We start from the raw sequence: 24,095 nt of genomic DNA, 5'->3' as shown, positions 1-24,095 counted from the left end.
CGCGAAGGTCTATCATGACAGACGCCGTGTATGCCCTCGGCCAGTGTCTTAGCGTACATTAGTGCAAGAATTTCGCGTGACAAGATTAATCCATTTTGGTATGATTTGGAAAAGTTTTCTACAAAACAACTGGGATATAGATCCGGAAAAACGATTGTAGTAATAATATTTTATTATTTTCGTTTAAAATCAATCAATCAATCAATCAATCAATCAATCAAAATGAAAAAACAAATATTTCTTTACTTTACAGCTTTACTTTTTACAAGTACTATTTCAGGACAAGAGATAAAAGATTTCTTTTCAACGCTTGCTAAAAATGATCTTTTTTACGGCAGTGTTTTAGTTTCCAAATCAGGAGAAAATACTTTTTCAAATTTTTATGGATATTCCAATATCGATAAGAAAGAAAAGATCAATGAAAAATCGCAATTTCCAATTGCATCGGTATCAAAAACGTTTACTGCGGTAGCAATTCTGCAGCTTAAACAAAAAGGTAAATTGAAGATTGATGATCCAGTACAAAAATATCTTCTGAACTTTCCTTATCCAAATGTTAGTATCAGGCATCTGATAAGCAATACTTCCGGATTAGGGCAAGAATATCATCTATTTGATAAGGCAATAAAAGAAAATCCGGAAAGAATTTTTTCTAATGAAGACATTATACCGGCATTAATTGATAATAAAGTACCACTTTCGTTTGCTCCAGGAGACAAATGGGAATATAATAATGTTAATTTCTGTCTTGCGGCATTAATAGTAGAAAAAATAGCCGGAATTAGTTTTGGAGATTATATGCTAAAAAATGTTTTCATTCCTGCTAAAATGAAAGATTCATTTCTTCCAAAAAATAGAAAGCTTAAAGAACCAAATCAAGTAGAATTGTACACTTATCCAAACTTTTATTCTACGGACGTAGTGAATGTTCAAACCTTAAAAGAAACTTTTTTAATCTATGAGAAAAGCAATTTTTATGGAGGTGGAAGTATTGTAAGTACCGCTCTGGATTTGCATAAGTACCAAAAAGCATTATTTAGTTACCAGCTTTTAGGCAAGAAAGAATTAGAAGAAGCACTGACGCCGACAAAACTTAATAATGGAAAAATTGCTTCTTATCGTTTGGGCGAAAAAGAGATAGCCTATGGTTTGGGATGGCAAATCTACACTACTGATACTAATGAAAAAATAGTTTTTCATGATGGACTCATTACTGGACTTACTTCAATTTTGATGCATAACATTACTAAAAATAACACGGTCATTTTGCTGTCTAATACAGCAAATCCGGTTTTTGTGACAGCCAATGAAGTTTTGAAATTAATAGATAAGAAACCTTATAAAATGCCATTGCAGAATCTCTCGAGAGTCTACGGCAGTTTGCTTGAAAGTGGAAAAAAAGAAAAAGCAAATGAATTAATTGGAGAATATTTAAAAAATCCAGACACTTACGAAGCAACAGAGAGAGATTTTAATAGATTGGGATATCAATTTCTTAGACTTCAAAAAACAGACAATTCTTTGCTAACATTCGCTTCAGCGGCATTAATTTTTCCAAATAGCTCAAATATATATGATAGCTATGGGGAGGCATTGCTCCAAAGCGGTAAAAAAGATGATGCGATTAAGATGTATCAAAAATCGGTTGAATTAAATCCGGATAATGAAAATGGTAAAAAAGTATTAAAAGAATTACTGTAAGCAACGAATATAGAAGTTTAGTGGTAATTAACTTTCAAGTACTTAATATAGTAACTAATTACCCACAAGTGTATTGTATACCTCGGTCTGAATGGAAAATGAGTGGTGATTTGTTAATGCTTGGTCAGTTGGTTTAAGCCCAATGTCATTAAGCTAAGAAAATTTTTCACGCAGATTCTGCGGGTTTTTCTATTTGATTCCGCTAAAATCTGCGTGAGACTTTCTTTAACAATTCTTAACTTAATGACATTGGGTTTAAGCGATATTAAAGATACTGGTATTGCTTGTTGTTACAGAACAAGACAGCGCTCCGATGCAGAAAATAACAATCTAGTGCTTGCTGCTATCGAGGTAGAAATAAGGTACAATTCAGAACAAATTATGTCCTCCTTTGCAGTTTTATAAATTTAAATTTAAGCCGTGCCTTACCTAAGAGAATATTGGTGGCTTTGCGCAAAATATTCCTTTCCATTTTAGGTAGGATCTCCAAATAAAGCATATTTTTTTTTTTGGCATAGGCTTTGTGTTTTTTCTGACGCAATCAAACACACACTCACACGATATGAAAAAAAATAAAACAAGAAGCAGGGAAATTACAAAGGATTATATGTCCAATAAGTCGATGCAGCGCAAAGAAAAGGTTATAAATGTAATGGTGTTTAGTATCATTTTTTTTATTGCTGTTTTACTACTAACTCAAATTGTATAGAGCGTATTTAAGCCTTGGTGTATCAAAATGATAAGGTTTTATCATTTTGATACTACTTTTACATAGCCATTAATTAGTATCCATTCTAATTGTTGTTATTAACGTCTTATGTTTTATTATTTAGAACATAATCGTAATAGTCAGGAGACTTTTGAGAGCCTAACGTTTTTATAACAGATAAAAAAATTGCGCAAAGTCAGAGACATTTGCTAGCTTTTTATTAGAACTCTTCAGGGAGCGTGGGAATTTATCACATTGCACGCCATTTATCGAAACCGTTGTTACCAGAAGGTACTACTTCTAATTGAAATTGAACCAGCATTTTTTATATAATATCGAAACAAAATAAGAAATAGTATAATATAAAGCACAAGGATATAATAATATTCGCGTGAGGCGAGTAATGTTATCGCAACCATCAACATGATTACATTAAATAGACAAATTCTTAGAAAGTGCCATGGCATTACACGTTGCATGCCATTTGAATAATCGTTGATAATTTTAAAATCATCTAAAATGAATAGTATTGTAAAGTTTAAAATACTTAAGTAGACGCTTTTAAATCCGATTATGATGAAGAATTCAGCTAACGCAATATTTAAGATGTAAAATCCAATTTGCGCAAAAAATAATGTTTCGCTTTTGGAAAAATTTATACTTGTATAATTATTAGAAATATGCCGAATTGGAAGAATAGCAAGAAGTAGAAAACTACCTAGTTTTTTATGTAGTACCTCTGCATATATATAAGTTAAGAGATAATATACTATCAAAACTGAGGATAGTCTAATAGGTAGAATGCCTAAAACATTTTCTTTTGTAATCCATTCTGACACTCCATTGTTAATAAGATTGTGGAAACCATTAAAGATTGAAAAAAAACCAAAAAACAGTCCCAATGCTAAAATTAGGGATATAAACAAGTATTTTAGATATGCAAAATTTATCTCTCTAAATCTCCAAGTATCGCTATTGTTTTTTATAAATGCATTATTGAATAATAAGAAAATAGTTATAGTTAGAGCTAGCGAAAAGTAAACGCCTTTGTTATAATTATCAACGTCTGTTAAGTCAAAAACTAGCCAATCGAAAATGTAAAGACCTTTTTCAATATAATATTCATGCAACATTAGCATAAGCTCAAAAACATATTTGAAAATTAAGAAACTAAGAACAAAAGAAATTAATCGGATTGTTAAGTACTTTATACTGGCGAAAAAGTTATCAATTCTTTCATTGTCAATGTTAAACCCTCGAAGTTGACGATATAATTCTTTTGAATTGGACGAAATTGTAAAGAACGCAAAAGCGAAAGGGCCAATTAGATAATAAAACCAGTATGGCCACGCGATTTTGACAATAGAGTTTTCAGCGTGTACAGCAACATTATTAACGAATTTGAAGTCAAATAGAATATATACGAACGATATGAAGCATCCTAATTTTAGTAATGTAAAAAGTGTTTTAATGCTAAATAGGTAAACTAATCGTTCGAGAAATGTGCCATAGTTTCGAATATGAAATTCTGAATAAACTTCGATAAAACAGACTGTGAAGGAAAGAAGTACAATAAAGGTAGTTAAGGTCATATGAATCTGGTTAGGCACTTTCTTGTAACTTATTTATTGGAGCTATACAATTGCTTCAAGAGAACCAAATTTAATCAGCTTCATACAATAAGTTAGTATTTATTTCTGGCGAATATAGAAAATATCTTTACTAATTTATAAATATTGTTAAGATAAATTATACTAATTATTTAGACAGTATAATTTTAAATTAAACAACATTTTTCCAAAGTGGGGCGCAGGTAGAGACATTAGGGAAACGGTAAATTAAGTATTTATAAAAAAGTTTAAAAAAGAGTTGATTCAAAATCTAGTATATAAAAAAAACGTTCTGCGAAGAGTTCTTGTGAAAAGCGAGGAAACGTCTCTGACTTTGTGCTTTTAAAAAAAGTTTTAAAAACCTTAAACCTCTAAAAGTCTCCGACTGTAAGCAAATTTTGTAAATGTTATATCAAAAAAAAATGATTTTGAACCTACTAACATAACGTCTTATGTTTTATTATCTGGGACATAACCGTAAATTGCAAGAGACTTTTGAGGACCTAACGTTTTTATAACAGATAAAAAAAATGCACAAAGTTAGAGATCTTCGCCTTTTTCACAAGAACTCTTCGAAGAACGAGACAAAACCTTAACAAAAATAACAACGGACCTAATAATTTTACGCTTTTAGAATTCTTTACTCACTTGATCCAGGTCGTACTTTTTATAAAACTGCAGTTTGCATTAATATAAACCTCATTCTAACGGTAACCATTACAATCGTCTCTCCCAAAAAGCAGCTGTTTTCCACCTGGTTTCCGCTTGGTAAAAAATACTTTTGTGGTTTAGGTAATGGTGCCAAATACGCTCCGTTTGTTCGGTATGTATTTTTTGTAGTGTTTCAGTAAATCCATACTTTAATACTAAATTTTGCAATTGCATGGCACTGGCCATTGCATTGTACATGCCTTGCGAAGATAAGGGGTCAAAACTTAATGCTGCATCACCTAAAGCTACCCATTGTTGCCCTGCTACTTGTTCTAATTTAGTAGAATTAGCGGCAACTGTACCTTTAAAAACAATAGCATTTTCATGTTCGTTTAGTAAAGATAAAATAACAGGATTTTCTTTTGCCAATTCCAAAAATGAGGTAGTAGTTTTAAGTTCGTTTTTAACCACTAAATCAGCATCGGTATGAAAAGCCACCACCCGTTTGTCATTAGGAACAACAGCACTATACCACCATCCGTTTTCACTAGCTGAAATGGTACTCATGGTATTTGTTCTGCTATTAGGTAAAGTAACCCAACAAGCAACCAATTTATCTTCCACTTGTCGTTTAATGCCCAAGCTCTTTGCAAAATGTGATTGACGCCCACTGGCATCAATAACAAAAGAGGCTGAAATTGTAGAAGTTGATAAAGAGGTATCACCAGCTCTTAGTTGCACTTGCCAATGAGAATCTTCATAAGAACTACTATGCAGTTTGGAACCCCACAAGCAATGAACTCCACGAGCTTCTGCAACTTTTCTTAAATAGGATTCAAAAGCTTGTCGATCCAAATTTTTAACAAAACCATCAGGATTTCTTAAATCATCCAGAAGATATACTTGATTACTTCCCCAATAGGACTGCATGCCTACGTTTTTTTGATACAAAGTGTCTACTTGGTTTTCCAAACCCTCCAATAAATTCAATTGTTTTAAAATGCGTTGCGAAGCAGGAGCTAAGGATTCTCCAATCCGTTCAGTAGGTTCATGAAGCTTATCAACTAATGTTACCTGATAAGTATCTATTAAAGAAATGGCGGCAATGCAACCTGCAATGCCACCACCTATAATTAATATATCTGTTTTTTCTGTCGCCAAACCTAGTGTTATTTTGGAATAAAACGTTGGAAACGAACTGATTGTTCAGGTACACCCACCTCTTTTCGAGGTTGTCTGGAATGAGGAACGGTTCTTGTTTTGGTTAATTTATGAGCTTTAGAAGCTAATAAATCAACTAGTTTTTGAACTTCACTTGTTAAAGCTTCATCCTGAACCAATTCATCTTGAATCAATTGTACCAGTTGCTCGCGCGTGCTTTCAATTACAATTTGTTCAGTAAACAAACCTTCGTTAGACAAATGCTCTAAAGTAATATGCAATAAAGATTCTTCTTTCTTATCCAAGTGTTTGTTGTCATTTAAGATTTTTCTCAATCGGACTTCTGTCTCTTGCAACAACAGTTGGTTTTGTTCCTCATTTGGAACTACACCAATTTGCATTTCCGGTGGAAAATTAGCGTTATCAGGTACACCCGGACGCGGTTGCACAATCGCCAACTTGTCAAAATATTTCACCATAGCATTAATCTGATTGGTTTGTGTTGGATCTTCACCATCTAATGGCAAATCATCTAACCAAAAATAACGATATGCAAAAGCCTCTCTACGGGTTTCTTCTGCTAAGTGTGTATCTAAAGTTTCTTTGTAGCGTTCTTCACTCAAAATATTATTAGGAACTCTGGCAGGCCAAAATGTTGGTAGATAAGGATCGTATGCAGTAGTATAACCATCTCTGCAACTTGCCGTATCAGTTTGCCAGGGAATAGCCATCCATCTCGTTACACCTCCAGGTACTTGACCACCTAATAATGGACCAGCAGGTAAAGTCAACACATCACTATTCATAGTAGAACCATAATAATGATAATCGGTTTTTGGTGTTTTAGGAGCGTGTTTCAATCGGAAAGGAGCCATATACATACCAGAAGTTCGCATAGGCCAAGTCATTTCACAACCCGGATGAAAAGCATCTGCCAAACAGAAATCCATAGCTGCTTTAGTTAACATATCGGGTTGTTCAGCAATAGGATAATCATCAATTTTTTTAACAGGTGGAATATAAGGACAGCCTGTTGTATCTACAAAATCAGCATCAAAATCACCTTCAACCCATTGATCTAAAAACTCCAATTGCAAATGCGATAAGGTTGAATGTTGACGTACAGAACCTTGTGTAGGAATGGCAACTGCATCACCATATAACCAAGGCCATAGCTGTGGAGCTTGCGCACCGGATTGATCAAACCTACGGAAATTATTGGAAATAGTACGACGCATTTCTAAGTTGGCAGAAGTAGGGTCATTTAGTTTTTTTACCCATGCTGCACTGGTATAATTAAATTGGCCTCCCCATCCAAAGGCAGCTGCAAATCCTGCATTTACCCATTGTAAATTGGTCATTCTTTCAAAAATAGGTAAGATGTCTTTAGAGAAAGAAGGTCTTGCAGGCCTTACTAACATTTCCGATTCTACAGCAACACTGCGCATTAAATCCCACATAGTACGAACCGATTTTTGCATAGGAGCATAATCAGGTGGAGCGCAAATCACCCAAGCAGGATCTACAGCAAGATCTACTCCTTCGTATTCTACTGTGGCTGTAACAGGACCATCTGACATATCATCATACCAACCTTCATTATTGGCAAAGGTAATAGCTCGATCACCATTAATGTTTTTCGATTTACCATGACCGCCCAGCATCACTAGGCGCCCTTTTTCATCTGTGTGCATTTCTCCTAAATAAACCGATTTTCCCATGAATTTTCCGGTGAATTCTTTCCCTTCAGTAATATTAGGTTTTGAAATACTTTCACTACCACAATCAATCAATAACTGACGACGGTCTTTTACATCAATATTTCTTAGTAAAGAAGGTGGAACATTGGGATCGGAGGCATCTGGAATGTCTAAGGCAATTTGGAATTGATACCAAGATGATTTTTGATTGGCCAAATGCGAATGCCAAGTAATTTTAGCATTATCCATCGTCAATTCTTTGATAGCTTTTCCAGCCGCATTGAAGCCATAAATTCGGAACTGAGCAGCCTGACGTTTTATCGCTCCTGTTTTATCACGATAAGCATACACATCCTCTTTTGCTTCCGGTTCGTCTACTAAAGGCCCTATGAAATACTCCTCTTCACTATTTCCCACGCGCATCACACCAATAGGAGGATAGATACCAGCTCTAACAATACAAGTACTATCCTCGTCTGTATTGCCTCTAAAATGTGGATTTATAATATTGGGCTCTTGTAGTTGTTGTCCATTGGCTTGATGCCTGGCTTCAGCACTAGCAGCATAAACAGTTTTTCGAGCGTCTGCAATACTGCCCAATGGTTTATGAGCCTCTAAAGTTCTCCAAATATTGAATGAAAGATTACTTCCAAATTCAGACTGACCAATTGCTGTTACATCTTGTTGGGGTAAATGTAACTTAGCAATACAGATGTACGGACTTTCCTCAGTACTCCAAACTACCTGTGCATCATTAAGAGGCATGGTTGCTTCGTTGGTACGCAATTGGATTTCAAATCTAAAAGTAGCATCTCCATTGCGTAAACGTTTTTCTAAATCCAATCGTAAATAATTATCATCATCAAAGGGTGCGCCTTTATAGGTGTCATCCGGAACCAAACGATATTTAACAATTTGATTTTCCCCTAGTTGAAAAGGCAAAATAGCCCAGTAACCGGCACTTAAAACACTAGCCTCTTCTTTTTGCATAGCTTGCAAAATACTGGCCAATTCAGGATGCTTGTTGATATAAGTATCGTAATCCCTATCAATAGCACCAGCGGTTGTAAACGCACACATTTGCTGCGCATCACTAGCAAAAAAGCGATCGATATTCTGAAAAATGAAATCGGCAGTAGGGCCTTCTCCAAAAAGTTTTGGTCCTTCCACTCCAAACAACTTCAAGCCCACTCCAATAGTGGTGTGTAAGTCAGGTGAAGTAGTGCCTGTATCACTGGAGAAACGAACAGCACAGTCATAACGAGAGCCGGTAAAAATGCCTATTTTGAATTCTTCAGGGATATCCTCATTGATCACGAACTGCCCATAAGTGATACCATGTTGTTTTCTGAAAACAGCACGTTCCGCTGGATTTTGCCCTTTTTCAATTCGGGTTTTTTGACCCATTTCTACAAACATCTCTTTAAGACGCTGTGTTACTATTTCAGTACTACCACTGCTGTCCCAACATTTTACGTTGTTTGCAGTAGGTTTTTCAACGATTCGTTTTTTGTTGTCCATATTTAGTAATTGTTTGTTTGTTACGCTAAGTAGGTAAATCGCATATATTAGGGGGTACTATGACAACCCTAACAGCTCAATAGTTAGCCACTATGGGTTGTACATCTTGACAAATCTAAAATTTATCCTGCAAATGAGTATAGGTAGTTTTACTTGTTCTTCCGAAATTTCTTTAATTTTTGGACCTACTTTTTATTGCTTGCCAATTATGGAATTGAAATATAATTTTTAGATTTAGTAAGTAATGAGAATGTACTATCCGAAACAATTTGCCTTCGATCTTAAAAGGGTTTTGAACGCGATAGCATAGAATTGATATCCTGCTTAAATGGAATTGATTATCCTCTTGAAAGAGTGGAACTTCACTTTTCAATTTTAAATCTCGCCGCTATGAAAAAGAATAAAGTACCCTTCGAAACAAGGTTTTGGGCTGGGTTCGTGGCAGGAAATCCATCTGAGGCATTTGATGCCATATTTGACTTTGCACATCTCGATTATTATAAACAGAATTTAACTGAATCGGTTCTCTACTGCTATAAGAGGAAAGCCTATAGTGAAATCCTATAATTTTCACTGTTTCCTAGGCCTAACAAGACTCGAACCTTAGTAATTATATCAATCGATATTTAGAATACAATAGGAATAGTAAAATCACAAAATACGATCTGACTTTTCCGTTGATTTTATTTTATTTAAAAATTGGAACTATCATAAAAGCCCGTAATTTTTATATCAAAAGCCCGTAATTTTTAAGTAGATGTTGTTGTTATTTTCGCGTAAAATCGATTATGCCTAAACGTTAAAAATTAATGTTTTTAAGGGAAATTTAGACTTTGTAGAAAATAGTTTAGAATAGAAATGAAGAGTCTTACATGATCTTTCAAAATGGTTACTAAATTAAGGTTGTACAATAGAAAGCTGGTTGTGCCCGAAAAATATAAATGTTGAGTTTATAGGTAAGAATAAAGTGTTATATAACATTGATTTGGTTATAAGGTATAGAAAGATAAGGGCATTAAAAAGAGAGGGAGTTCTTAGGGAGTACCAGAAACAAAATAGTCTGCCTTGTGTCGTTACTAATGCAAATGAACCAAATTATTTTAATAGTCTCATCAATAAAAATTCAATAGCTCAATATATAGTTTAAGTGCTATTTATTTGTTAAAGAAACTGATTAATGAATTTGATGGTTACGTAATATTAAGCTATAAAGAATATAGAATTGAAAATTAGTTTTGTGAAATGTAGAACCAAATCAAGTGGGATTTGACGCCCAGTATATGAGATTAAAAGCTTAAATGTTTATAGTGTCTTTAATAATCAATGTGAATTTACTTCTATAATAAAAAAAGGCAAAATCATCCAAAAATGAATACTTACTGTTTAAAAAGAGATTACTCTCTAAATATCCCTCAGATGTTATATGGGAGAATGTCTGAGAATTGGCTTTTAAAAGAATTAGGGGATATTCATTGGGAAATGATATCAAAAGGGTTGGGAGCTCCTTCTGATGCTATCTTTGATAGTAATGGTGAACGTCTTTATGCCAGTTTTGTTAGAATACAATGGAGTTGCCAAAACGATATAGGATTAAAAAGATTTGTAGAGAACGATGAAACGATAATCGAGTCCTGTTTAGAGCAGTTTAAAACTAAAATGTTTTTAAGCAATGGAACTGTAAAAAACAGAACAAGTGATAGCACTTTGCAAACCTCAATGATCTCAATTTTTTCAGCGAGAAAGAATGACGATAATCAAAATTTAGTCAAAGGGACACCTGTTCAAAAAGACGATTCCAAAGTACCATTATTAAAAATAATACCTAAATACGTTAAAGCTTTTTTTAATGTAAAGAATCACATAGCTTCTTTACCTACTGCCGAGGAAGAAACGTCTAACAAGCATTATTTTTATGATTCAGAGTTTACTATACTGGCAGAACCGCTGTTTACCAGAACTTATGAAGTAGAACCTTACGACGATATTAACGGCGTAGGGCTGTTATATTTTGCTTCTTACCCAAATATTAGTGATAAATGTGAACGCCATTTTTTTGAAGAGCATATTCTTGTAGATGGAGAAAAAATAAACTGGGCAATTCATGCTATTTGTACTGCGAGAGATATTCATTATTATGGAAATGCTAATCCTAATGAAAAATTAATATATCATCTTGATCAAGCCCTTTTGGTAGATGATTTAACCATACGATTAACATCGTCATTGTACAGGGAAAAAGACGGTCAAATTATTGCCAAGATTTTTACGGTAAAGAAGCTAAATCAAAAAGTAAGTATAGCAAGTGAAATTGTAGAAAGGGTAAAGAAAGAAAACGAAATTTTACAGAATGATAAAAAAAATGCGTCTGTTAAAAATGAAGTAACAGAAACTCCCAAGAAAGTTCACGAAGAAATCGCTGATAGCAATATAAAAATAGCGTCCGAAGAACTTTCGGATATTATTATCGGCTTTTTTAATTCGGTTTATGAAAGTAGTGAAGTCGATTTAAATACAGACTTACGCAAATTAGGTGTAGAATCAATCATTTATACCGAACTATCAGAGTATCTTAATCTGGAGTGTGGATTAAAAACAAATCCAAGTCGATTCTTCGGATTGTATACAGTCAAACAAATTGTATCGTATTGCTTAGGGAAATCTGTAAGTGAAGATCAGAAGATAGAAGAAAAAAATGAAAACCATAGTTCTGATATAGCTATAATAAGTACTTGTTGCAGATTGCCTAATGCCGATACTCCCGAGTTATTTTGGAAGAATCTTAAAGATGGCATTTCATCAATAACAACTACACCGGAAGGTAGATGGATTTGGCCTGAAGGAATTGAGAATAAATATGAAGGAATAAATTATGGAGGCTATTTAAGCGACATAGACAGTTTTGATTCTTTATTTTTTGAAATTTCTCCCAGAGAAGCTCAATTAATGGACCCGCAACAGCGAATGCTTTTACAATTAACTTGGGAGTTGTTCGAAAATGCAAAACAAAAACCAAGTCATTATAAGAAGAGTAATACCGGCGTGTTTATTGGGGTAAGTGGTAGTGATTATGAACGTGTAGTGACAGAAAATGACGCAACACAAGAAGGAATTGTTACCGGTAATGCAATTGCTCTTTTAGCGAATCGTATTTCTTATTTTTATGATTTTGAAGGGCCAAGCATGAGTATTGATACAGCTTGTTCTTCATCTTTAGTAGCTATAGCTGAGGCAGTAAAAGCGTTGAAACAAAAACAATGCGATCAAGCAGTTGTGGGAGGAATTCATTTGATGTGCCATCCGACAAAAAGTATAGCGTACAGTAATGCAAATATGCTTAGTAAAGATGGAAAATGTCACACTTTTGATATACAAGCAAACGGTTATGTAAGGGGAGAAGGTGCTGTTGTAATGCTTTTAAAACCTTTAGATAAAGCTCAGGAAGATGGGGATGAAATCTTAGGAATAATTAAAAGTACAGAAGTTAATCATGGAGGTTATTCAGGAGGAATTACGGTACCTAATCCGTTTCAACAACAAAAATTAATAACTAATGCTTACAAGCAAGCTGCTGTTCCGATAGAAACGGTTAGTTATATAGAAGCACATGGAACAGGAACAAAACTGGGAGATCCTATTGAAATTAAAGCACTTAAAGATGCTTTTGAACAAATGCAGCATACTGATTCAGTAACAAAGTGGTGTAGTTTAGGGTCTGTTAAAACCAATATTGGACATCTGGAAGCTGCTTCAGGAATTGCTGGATTATTAAAAGTGCTGTTGTCAATGCAAAACCAATATTTGCCTGCGACATTAAATTTTGAAACATTAAATCCACATATCGAATTAGAAAACAGTCCTTTTAGAATTCAAACTGAGGGACAAGTATGGAAATCATCTACTAACGTGCCCCTTAGAGCAGGAGTTAGTAGTTTTGGGATAGGAGGAACTAATGCGCATGTAGTAATCGAAGCATATGATCAGAATCCGAGATTAGATATGGACAAATACATTCAGCTACCGATGCAGGTGTTTGTATTATCAGCTTTAAACCAAGAAAGTTTAGAAAGATATGCTCATGAAATGTATAACTGGATCCAAAAGCAAGAAGTAATCCAATTAGCTTCTTTTGCCTATACATTACAAACAGCCAAAGAAGAATTTGCAGAGCGATTAGCATTTACATATAAAGATTATAATGACTTAATAAATAAGTTAGAAAGCTTCCTTTCGAAAGAAAAGAAAGAATCAGCATTGTACTATATAGAAAATATAAAACAATGCAAAGAGGTTCATAAAGAGGAATCCATAGCAGAGCAGTATATAATCGAACAAAATTTTGAGGCACTAGCGATGTTTTGGAGTAAAGGAGGAATTGTAAAATGGGAACAATTATATGATAAGCTTCAAATTTCAAAGATCGCATTGCCAATATATCCATTTGCTAAGAAAAGATTTTGGATAGGAAAAAAAATTGAAAGAAAAGAAAACCAAACCATTTCAATTATACATCAAGCAGAGCTTACAAAAGAAACGATTATATCTCCCCAAGAAAACGTAGTAGCCTCCATGGAATCAAAGAAGATTTTTACTGCAGCTAAAATTAAGCTTGTGCCTTTAAACCAAATACCTGCTGTTGCGAAGGAAGTTGTTTCCGTATCTCCTTATCTGGGAGAGAATTTAGAATTACTATTATCTCAAATATTAGGAGATTTATTGTATCTGGAACAGGAAGAAATTAAGGAAGATCAGACGTTTGCAGAGTTAGGTTTAGATTCTATTTTAAGTGTTGAATTTATAAAAAAGATAAATAAAGCTTTAGGGATTTCCGTAAGTACGGCAAAGCTGTATAGTCATCCTTCGGTAAAAGAGTTAGCAAATGCATTTAAGATACTAGTCCAACCAACTATTCCGAATAAAAAAGAAGACATTGTTAAAATTAAGTTGCAACCAATCGAAACTTTTGGTGATCCGCAAATTACTATTGAGAATGAAACGGAAGTACTATCGACTGAAACTCTAATGGAGAGGTATGAAAAAAAGCTAAATGAACTTCTATGTGATTTATTATATGTGACCCCGGAAGAATTAGGACCCGACCAGACTTTTGTAGAACTGGGATTAGATTCTATTTTAGGAGTTGAATTCACGAAAAAAATCAGAAAACAATGGAATATTGATTTTGCAACAGCACAATTGTATAGCCATCCAACTGTAAAAGAATTAGCAGTATACTTACAGGTAATAGACAGCAGTGACGAGGTTTTAATCACTCGCGAGAACAAAACATCTTTATCAAGTAAAGAAAGCGATAAAAATTACGCAGTACAAGATAATTATAGCGCTCAACATCCTACTATTCAAAAGGAGTTGTTGCTATTGGTATCAGAGTTATTGTATTTGGAAGAATCTGAAATAGACGACACACAAACTTTTGTAACATTAGGTTTAGATTCTATTTTGGGAGTAGAATTGGTGAAGAAAATCAATAAAAAATGGCAGCTTTCAATTCCTGCATCACAAATTTATAGCTATCCTAATGTAGAAGAATTAAGTAATTATATAATATCAAGTCTTGAATTAACAGCAACTAACGAAACAAAAGAGTCTTTTGTAGAAAGCATTGAACAGGAAATTATAAATGTATTTGAAGAAGAGGAGCTAAAAAATATTCTGGCAGAACTTTTATACTTAGAGAAAGAAGAAGTTTCGGGTACAGATACTTTTGTATCATTAGGTTTAGATTCTATTTTGGGTGTAGAATTTGTCAAGAAAATAAACAAAGAGTTTGGTACACAATGCCCGACATCCTTACTCTACAGTTACCCAACTTTATCTGAGTTGTATGCCTATTTGGGTTCGAATTATAGAATTAAAAGCAACAGACAAGAAGAAGGAAATGGTAGTATTAATTCTTTTTTTAAGCCAGTTGCTATCATTGGAAATATAGAAAAGGATAGTGAATCTGATATTGAATATCACTTAAGTATCGCAAATACACCATGTTTAAGAGATCATAAAGTATTCAATGAATACATTTTACCAACAGATGCTTATGTTGAATTATTATATAGTTTTTTTAGAGAGCAATTAGGTAAAAAATGCTTGACGTTAAAACAATTCCGCATCTCGGAAGTTTTAATTGCCAAAAAAGGAGAAATCGTTCCTATTGTACTGAATTTAAAAAAAGTTAGCGAAGGAATAATTCGCTTTATAATTAGTAACAAAGAATCACAGAAGGTTTATGTTAGGGGAACTATTGTAGAAGAAGTTGGTTTAATCGATGATTTCCTTTATACACCTAAAACATCAGGAACTAAGCTAGACCTCGAAGCACTAACAGATTGGACTAAAGATATTTTGTCTGATAGTTATTTTCAAGTAAGAAAGTCTCTGGAAATTGAAGGAGAATTTGCTAATGGTATCGTTGCAGTTACAAAACCACAGAATCGGGCTATTAGTTATGTGTCTCAGTGGTTAGATGGAGCACTATTATTTGCCATACAGTATGCAGCAATACAACAACGTCAAGGAAAAATAGATGGAGTCATGTATTTGCCTTACCGTATAGAAGCGATCAATATTCACGCAGCGGCACAGTCTGATGTAAATTATGATTGTCGTATGATTTGCCACGAAGCAGAGGATGATAAATTTCTTTTTTCGATAGAAATAGCTTCGGATTATGGTAAATTGATCACAATTAAAAACTTAGAAGTTGTAAAAATTGATCAGAAGCAATTAGCAGTACAACAAGAAAGAAAAGTAAGCGCAGAAGTACAGGTAGAGGATATTGTAAATTCTAAGAAACCTATAGCATCTGATGTGGCTATTATCGGAATGTCATGCCGTTTTCCGGGAGCAGAAAATGTAGTAGCGTTTTGGGAAAATTTAAAGGAAGGTGTCGATTCTATTTCTGAAATAGATTTAGAACAATGGCAAGACATCGATTGGTATAATAAAGACCCCAAGCAGCAGAAAAAATCGTATAGTAAGTGGGCTGGTTTTATAAAAGACAAAGATAAATTTGACCCTTTGTTTTTTGGAATATCACCTCGTGAGGCAGAAGTAATGGATCCTCAGCATCGTTTATTTTTACAAGAATGTTGGAGAACAATAGAAGACGCTGGTTATACATCAAAGGCAATTGATAAACAAAACATAGGAGTTTTTGTAGGGGCGAGTTCAGGTGATTATCAACAGCTATTGGCACAAAATCAAGCTGACAAAGAGGGCTTTGCTTTTATGGGAAATTCCCAAGCTATATTGGCGGGAAGAATTGCTTTTTTACTGAACCTAAAAGGACCAGCTTTAACGCTGGATACGGCATGTTCATCTTCGTTAGTCGCTATTGATAGAGCGTATCAAAGTATCGTATCCGGAGAATCAGATATGGCTTTGGCAGGAGGCGTAAAATTAATGTGTACACCGTTATTGCACATTTGGACAAGTCAAGTAGGAATGGCTTCTAAGGATGGAAAATGTAAAACCTTCGATAATAAAGGCGATGGTATTGTTTCATCAGAAGGGGTGGGCGTACTATTCCTAAAAAGATTAGATGCCGCTATAAAAGACGGAGATCAAATACATGCTGTAATTAAAGCTAGTGGTATCAATCAAGATGGTAAAACCAATGGTATTACTGCGCCTAATGGGGCAGCACAAGCTTTACTCCAACAGCGCATTTATAACCAATATAATATCGATCCGGCAACCATTAAATATGTAGAGACTCACGGTACCGGAACTAAGTTGGGAGACCCTATAGAGATTGAAGCACTAAAAACGAGTTTCGGTACTAAATCAGCAGTAGATAATAGCTGTGCACTAGGATCGGTAAAAACAAATATTGGTCATGCTGCTGAAGCTGCAGGGGTTTCGGGAGTCATTAAGACCATACTCATGCTTAAGAACAAGTACCTTGCACCTAGCTTGCATTTTGAGCAGCTCAATGATGAAATATCTTTGGAAAAGTCCCCATTTTATATTAATACTACGCTCAAACCCTGGCAACTTAACAACGAAAATCTTAGACGTGCAGTTGTAAGTAGTTTTGGATTTAGCGGAACCAATGCCCATTTGGTTTTGGAAGAATATCCGGAATTACAAGCAGATGCAATGGCAGATGACGGTACGGAACAATTAATACTACTTTCTGCTAAGACAGAATATAGTCTTAAAACGCAAGTGCAGCAAATGTTGGATTACCTTAAAGAGTCTAAAGAATCTTTAAGAGCAATTGCGTACACGCTACAATTGGGAAGAGATGCTATGCAAGAACGATTAGCCGTCGTAGGAAACTCTAAAGAAGAAGTCATACAACATCTTTCTAAATTTCTTGATACATCTAATCATGCAGTATTAAGAGGAACAGTTGAAAAGCGAAAAAAGAGTACAACATCTATTAGTTCAGAGGAATTAGATACTGCTATCCTCAAAAAGAACTACAGAATTCTTGCGGAAACATGGATTTCAGGGATAGAGATAGATTGGGCACTATTATATGATAAAGAACAGATAAGAAAAGTTCAATTGCCAACATATGCCTTCGAAAAAGACAGATATTGGATAGAACCCGTAAAATCAAATATAATAACGGAATCGGCTTTAGAACCTGTTCAGAATCAATTGCATCCATTAGTACATCGCAATGTTGTCACATCGGATGGGCACATGTATGTAAGCACGTATTCAGGACAAGAAACGGTTTATAAGGACCATGTAGTGAATGGTAACAAAGTTCTGGCAGGAGTTGCTTATATAGAACAAGCTAGTATTGCTTTAGCGGAAGCTACTTTGAAACGAATATGGGGACTGAAAGACATTTTTTGGCAACAACCTCTTTTGGCAAATACTCAAAAAGATGTATTTACCAGAATATATTCAGACTCGAAAAATCATAACTATGAGATTTATACTAAAGAAAACGGAAGTATTTTAATTCATGGTAAAGGAACTGCTATTTTGGAAGAGCCATTACAACCCGAAAAAATAGAGGTAAGAAGGTTGTTGAGTTTAAGTCAAAAAAAGATTTCAAGAGAAGAATTCTATGCTTTTCTGAAAACAGAAGGTTTTGATTTAGGAGTAAGTTTTAGGGGAGTACAAGAGCAGTATTCAACCCCGGAATTTTCTATTTCGAGAATACAGTTGCCTTTACAAGAAGGTTACAAGATGCAACCGGGTGCTTTGGATAGTGCACTGCAAAATGCATTAGGTTGGATTATGATCGAGGGAGTACTAAGTCAGGCACTCCCGTTTAGTATGAAAACATGTTATCGATTTGTGGATCAATTGCCGGAAACATTTTGGTCGTATGCTCGCAAAAGTAAATCAAACCAAATAACGGATAAAGTTCAAGAATATGATATAGATATTTTAGACGAGCAAGGTAATGTTTTAGTGCAATTTCAACAATGTGTATTTCTTCCTGTAAAAGACAAAAGAAAAAAAGAGTCTGGTAATGCACTGGATATCCAAGAAGTTGTATGGCAAAAAGTGGCCTGTCTCAAAAATCAGGATTCGGTTCATAGCCATACAATTGTATATATGATTGGAGGTAATCCAATTTTGGAGGATGCCATCAGAAATTCTTATGAAGCAGAAATTCAATCGATAACTATTGAAAATGAGATTTCGACTTATATCCAAATTTTTGAAGATGTAAAACAAAGACTTCATACAAAAGAAAGAATACAATTAATTGTTCTAGGATCAAACGAAGAATATGAACAGTTTGGATTCCTTTCGGGAATGCTGAAAACACTAACATTAGAACATCCTAATTTAGAAGGGAAAGTAATTGCTATTGAAGATTTTTCAATTCATAATATCCATGAGATACTTGAAATATTAAATAAAGAACAATTTAGTAAAGCAGTTGAAGTACGATATACAGCTCTTGAAAGACTCGAAAAAAGAAACGCAGAATTTACGATTCATAAACAGCAAGATGACTTAGTTAAAACATCAGGAGTATATGTATTAGTAGGCGGTACCGGAGCGATAGGGCGTACCGTTTGCGACTCTATTCTTGAAACTTTTGACACTAAAGTGATTCTGTTAGGAAGAAGTGAACAACCTAACAAAAGAGTGCCTGAAGGGGCATATTATTATCAATGTGATAGTACGGATGCATCCTCTGTTTCCAGCGTTTTTAAAGAAATTAGGATGCAATTTGGTACAATCAATGGTATATTTTATCTCGTTGGTAGTACTGCTGATGGTTTTGCAAAAAATAAAACAGCAACAGAGGTTACAAAAGTTTTAAAAGCAAAGATAGAGGGTATCAAGAATATTGATAGAGAAACGAAAGAGGATTCTTTAGATTTCATGGTTTTGTTCTCTTCTCTAGCCGCTATTCATGGCAATATAGGGCAGATAGATTACGCAGCAGCGAATACTTTTCTTGATGATTATGCAAGATATAGAGAAAATCAGCGTAGCAAAGGAAATCGCTACGGGATAACTAAAAGTATCAATTGGCCTTTTTGGAAAAATGGCGGAATGCAAATTAATGCCCAGACAGAAACATTTTTACTAAAAAAGTGGGGAATGCAGGCGATGCCAAATGAAGAAGGTATAAAAGCATTGAAACAAATTTTGAACTCAGATTGTGTTCAAGCTTCAGTTATCTATAAAGTTTCGTCAGAAAAGGTTCCGGTGAAGGTAGAAAATACGACCAATTCTTATAGTATTTCGACCAAAACGTTGCTGGAAAAATTAACGCAACTAGCAGCTACATTGGTTAAAATGAATCCACAGAAAATAATTTCGCATATAGAACTTGGAGATTATGGATTTGATTCGATTTTATATACACAGTTCTGCAATGAAATTAATGAGCTTTTTGGATTGGATATAACTCCAACATTGTTTTTTAATTACCCAACGTTAGAGGAATTAGCAGCACATTTAGAATCGAATTATGCCCTTTCGGTAGAGGAGGATCAAGCTCTTAATGATGAAAAGGAGAACATAGCGATTGCTACAGTTCGAGAAGAGACGGAAAAAGCAAGTTTTGATACCGATTCAAATAAAGTTGCGCGTAGAAAAGAAGTAGCCATAGTTGGTATGAGTGGGCGTTTTCCAGGTGCGGCAAATGTAGATGAGCTTTGGGAGCATTTAAAAAATAAAGAAGATTTAATTACAGAAGTTCCTGAAAGCAGATGGGATTGGAGAAAGTATTATGGAGATCCACAACAGGAAGAAAATACTACTTTATGTAAGTGGGGAGGTTTTCTGGACGGTATAGATGAATTTGATCCTTTGTTTTTTAATATTTCGCCCGTAGAAGCAGAATTGATGGATCCTCAGCAACGATTAGTATTGCAAGAAGTATATCATGCTTTAGAAGATGCGGCAATTTCAATCAATACAATTAAAGGAACAGACACAGGGGTTTTTATTGGAGTATCAAGTTCAGATTATTCAACTTTACTAAAAGAGCAGACAAATCAAGTTGGTATGGCACAATTTGCAACCGGTTCTGCGCATTCCGTTTTAGTAAATAGAATATCATACATTTTTGATTTGCATGGTCCAAGTGAGCCTATCGATACAGCATGTTCCAGTTCTTTGATAGCAATTCACAGAGCAGCAGAACATATAAGAAATGGTCATGGTACATTGGCAATTGCGGGAGGTGTAAATGCTATTTTATCACCTGAGTTAACATTGTCATTTAGTCAAGCAGGCATGCTAAGCAAAGATGGTCGTTGTAAAACATTTGATCAGGCTGCAAATGGTTATGTAAGAGGAGAAGGCGTTGGAATTTTAATATTAAAAGATTTAGATCAAGCCATTAAAGATAAAAATCCTATTTATGGAATTTTAAAAGGAAGCGCGGAAAATCATGGAGGGAAAGCTAATACTTTAACGTCTCCCAATCCAAAAGCCCAACAAAGTTTACTAATAAAAGCATATAAAACAGCAGGAATAGATCCTGGATTAGTAAGTTATATTGAAGCTCACGGAACAGGAACACCACTAGGCGACCCGATTGAAACGGAAGGTTTAAAGTTAGCTTTTGAAACATTATACAAAGACTCTGAGTCTTCTTATGGACAAGAAGCTCATTGTGCTATTGGTAGTATCAAAACAAATATTGGACATCTGGAAGCCGCCGCAGGAGTAGCGGGAGCAATCAAGGTTTTGATGGCAATGAAAAACAATAAAATCCCTGGAAATCCATTATTGCATCAACCGAATAATTACTTGAAGTTAGAGAATACTCCTTTTTATCTTCAAAAAGATACAACAGATTGGAAGGTGAAGGAAGGGCAACATAAAATTGCCGGTGTAAGTAGTTTTGGTTTTGGAGGTGCAAATGCGCATATAATTATTGAAGAATATATAGAAGATCAGTTAACAAATCATTCTTCAGAAGCATTACCTGTTTTTGTATTATCAGCCAAAGATTCTGATGGTTTAAATCGTCTGGTTAAATCGATGATTGAGTATTTATCATGTAGTAATGACACTGGTTTTCAGGATGTATTGTATACGCTGCAGTCCGGAAGAGAAGTGCTGGAATGTCGATTGGCATTTGTTGTAAATAATCGAAAAGAATGTATCAATCGATTAAATGAATTTGTTGAAACTAATTATGTATCAACCGATATGTATATTGGTAATAATGAAGATACTATGCATAGTCCTGATAAAGAAGATTTTCAGGATATTATGAACAATTTGATTAGAGATAAAGAGGCAGATACAATTGCCAGATTATGGAGTCAGGGTGTAGAAATGGATTGGGAACTTTTATATGGAAATAAAACACCTCAAAAAAATCATTTGCCTACCTATCCTTTTAAGAAAGATCGCTATTGGTTTGTTTCTACAAAAAACACTAAAGAAACGGTAGCAAAGACTTATCAAAAGGCGCATCCATTAGTACAAACAATTGTAAATGATTCAACTTACGAAAGTGTTTTTTCCGGTCTGGAACCCATTTTTGCTTCACATAAAGTAAATGGAATAAATGTCTTACCGGGTGCAGCGCAAATAGAATGGATTCGCGAAGTAGGAAATCAGTACAAGAAACAAGCTGTGACCAGGATTACTGATGTAGTCTTTAGAGAACCTATTCAAGAAAATGACAACGAACGAGTTGAGGTTGTTGTTGTATTAGAAGAAACTGAAAAAGGGTTGAGTTATGATTTTAGAAAGAAATCAGATCCAACATCTATTTACAGTAATGGTAGTATTCAATACGATTCACTGCCAGCAATAAAATCAGTAGCGATAGATAATATAGCCTTGCGATTGCCTAATAGTTTAAGTCAGGAAGAGTACTATAAACTGCTAAAGGATAAAGGAATCACTTACGGAAAGCATTTTCAGGGTATCCAGGATATTATGTATTCAGATACGGAAGTCCTGACACAGATTTATTTGACAGAAACGCAAAAGAACTATATGCTTTCACCGTTTTTACTGGATAGTGCAGTACAAACCGTGATGGGGCTTAGTTTTGGGTTTGATAAAAAGAATGCAACAAAACTTCCTTTTCGCGTCAAAGAGGTCAGGATTTATAAAGAATTACCACAACAATTTTGGTCATATGCTAAAAAAATAGAGCCAAAAAACGGAGAAGCACTCCCAACTTATAATGTAGATTTAATAGATGAAGATGGTGAAATCTTAGTTCAATTTGAAGGTTTTGTTGCTTTAGATATAAAGACAGCACCTACACAAGAACCCTATTCGATAGACGATTTGATGTATGTGTCTGAATGGAAAAGAGAAACATTATCGAAACAGGAAGAGAGCCATAACGGAAATGCCTTAATTATTTCTTATAAAAATAAAAGAAGTAAAATGGTAAATGAATTGAGAGAATATTTAATCCATAAAAACGTAGCCATTTTTAATTCTGATGAATTGTCTGTAATACCAGAAAAAATTACAGCTGTATATATTGTTCATGATGCACCTGAGGAAAACACCTCTACAACATTAGAAAGATTTTGGGAGAGAAATGAATTAGAAGTCTTTAAACAGCTCAAAAAACTATTGTCTTCTCCTTACATACATAAAGAATTAAACATTACTGTTTTATCAGATCGTACACAAAAAGTATTGATCAGTGATAAAGTACAGTATCAAGGCAGTGGGATTTTGGGATTAATGAGTTCATTAGCCAAAGAACAGAGCAATTGGAATGTTCGTATTATCGATGTAGATACATCAGATAAAATAACAGCTCAGGATATTATGAGGTTATTAAGAATACCGTATGACGCTAATGGAGAAATAATAGCGTATCGTCATCAAAATACCTATACAAGAAATCTATATCCTTTAGAAGCACAAACGATTACAACCAAATTTAAAAAAGGAGGCGTGTATGTAATTCTGGGCGGTGCAGGTGGTATCGGAAAAGTTACTTCGGCCTATTTGGTTAAAAAATACCAAGCCCAAATAATTTGGTTAGGACGTAGCCCCGAAAACCAAACCATCCTAAAAGCACAAGAAGAAATAGCAGAATGGGGGCCAAAACCGGTTTATATCCAATGTAATGCAATTTTAGAAAAAGAAGTAAAATCGGCTTATCATAAAATTAAGCAAACCTATCAAAATATTAATGGTGTATTTCACTCCGCATTGGTACTTAGGGATTGTTTAATTCACCAAATGGACGAAAGTACTTTTGTCGAAGTTTTTGAATCCAAAGCAACCGCCAGCCATTATTTGATAGATGTATTTGCCAAAGAATCATTAGACTTTATATGTTTTTATTCCTCAATGCAATCTCAGGTAAATGCTTTGGGACAAGCAAATTATGCTGCTGCCTGTATGTATAAAGATAGTTTTGCTTATACGGTTCAACAAAAATACAATATTCCGGTACAGATCATTAACTGGGGCTATTGGGGATCTGTAGGTGTAGTAGCCTCAGATGGATACAGAAATAAGATGAAACAATTAGGCATTGGCAGCATAGAAGCAGAGGAAGGAATGGCAATTTTAGAAGAAGTCATTGCGCAAGAATACCAACAAGTTATTGCTGCAAAATTTTTATAAAAGCCTAAGATCACACTA

The 24,095-nt window shown here is 34.6% G+C and carries 4 protein-coding genes; 2 read left to right on the top strand and 2 right to left on the bottom strand.

The window, feature by feature from the left end; translation table 11 throughout:
• Nucleotides 1-222: 222 nt before the first annotated feature.
• The gene (locus tag LNP23_RS17400) at nt 223-1,701 is read left to right on the top strand and encodes a serine hydrolase domain-containing protein (RefSeq protein ID WP_230002165.1); all 1,479 of its coding nucleotides are present in this window, start codon (nt 223-225) and stop codon (nt 1,699-1,701) included.
• Between the two features lie 3,036 nt (nt 1,702-4,737).
• On the opposite strand, the gene LNP23_RS17395 is transcribed toward LNP23_RS17400, so the two are convergent.
• The gene (locus LNP23_RS17395) at nt 4,738-5,832 is read right to left on the bottom strand and encodes an NAD(P)/FAD-dependent oxidoreductase (protein WP_230002164.1); all 1,095 of its coding nucleotides are present in this window, start codon (nt 5,830-5,832) and stop codon (nt 4,738-4,740) included.
• 8 nt (nt 5,833-5,840) lie between these two features.
• A complete protein-coding gene (locus LNP23_RS17390; RefSeq protein ID WP_230002163.1) occupies nt 5,841-9,053 on the bottom strand; it encodes a LodA/GoxA family CTQ-dependent oxidase in 3,213 nt (1,070 codons plus the stop codon).
• 1,368 nt (nt 9,054-10,421) lie between these two features.
• Here LNP23_RS17390 and LNP23_RS17385 point away from each other — a divergent pair.
• Complete coding sequence (locus LNP23_RS17385) at nt 10,422-24,077, top strand: SDR family NAD(P)-dependent oxidoreductase (RefSeq protein ID WP_230002162.1); 13,656 nt, start codon at nt 10,422-10,424, stop codon at nt 24,075-24,077.
• Nucleotides 24,078-24,095: the final 18 nt, after the last annotated feature.

The sequence above is a fragment of the Flavobacterium cupriresistens genome, from assembly GCF_020911925.1.
GTDB lineage: Bacteria > Bacteroidota > Bacteroidia > Flavobacteriales > Flavobacteriaceae > Flavobacterium > Flavobacterium cupriresistens.
The sequence above is the reverse complement of the archived record's forward strand: the minus strand, read 5'-3'. Positions and strand labels throughout refer to the sequence as shown.

Excerpts from the sequence above, each read along its gene's own strand:
- LNP23_RS17400 (WP_230002165.1), top strand. The coding sequence starts at position 223 with ATGAAAAAACAAATATTTCTTTACTTTACAGCTTTACTTTTTACAAGT.
- LNP23_RS17390 (WP_230002163.1), bottom strand. The coding sequence starts at position 9,053 with ATGGACAACAAAAAACGAATCGTTGAAAAACCTACTGCAAACAACGTA.
- LNP23_RS17385 (WP_230002162.1), top strand. The coding sequence starts at position 10,422 with ATGAATACTTACTGTTTAAAAAGAGATTACTCTCTAAATATCCCTCAG.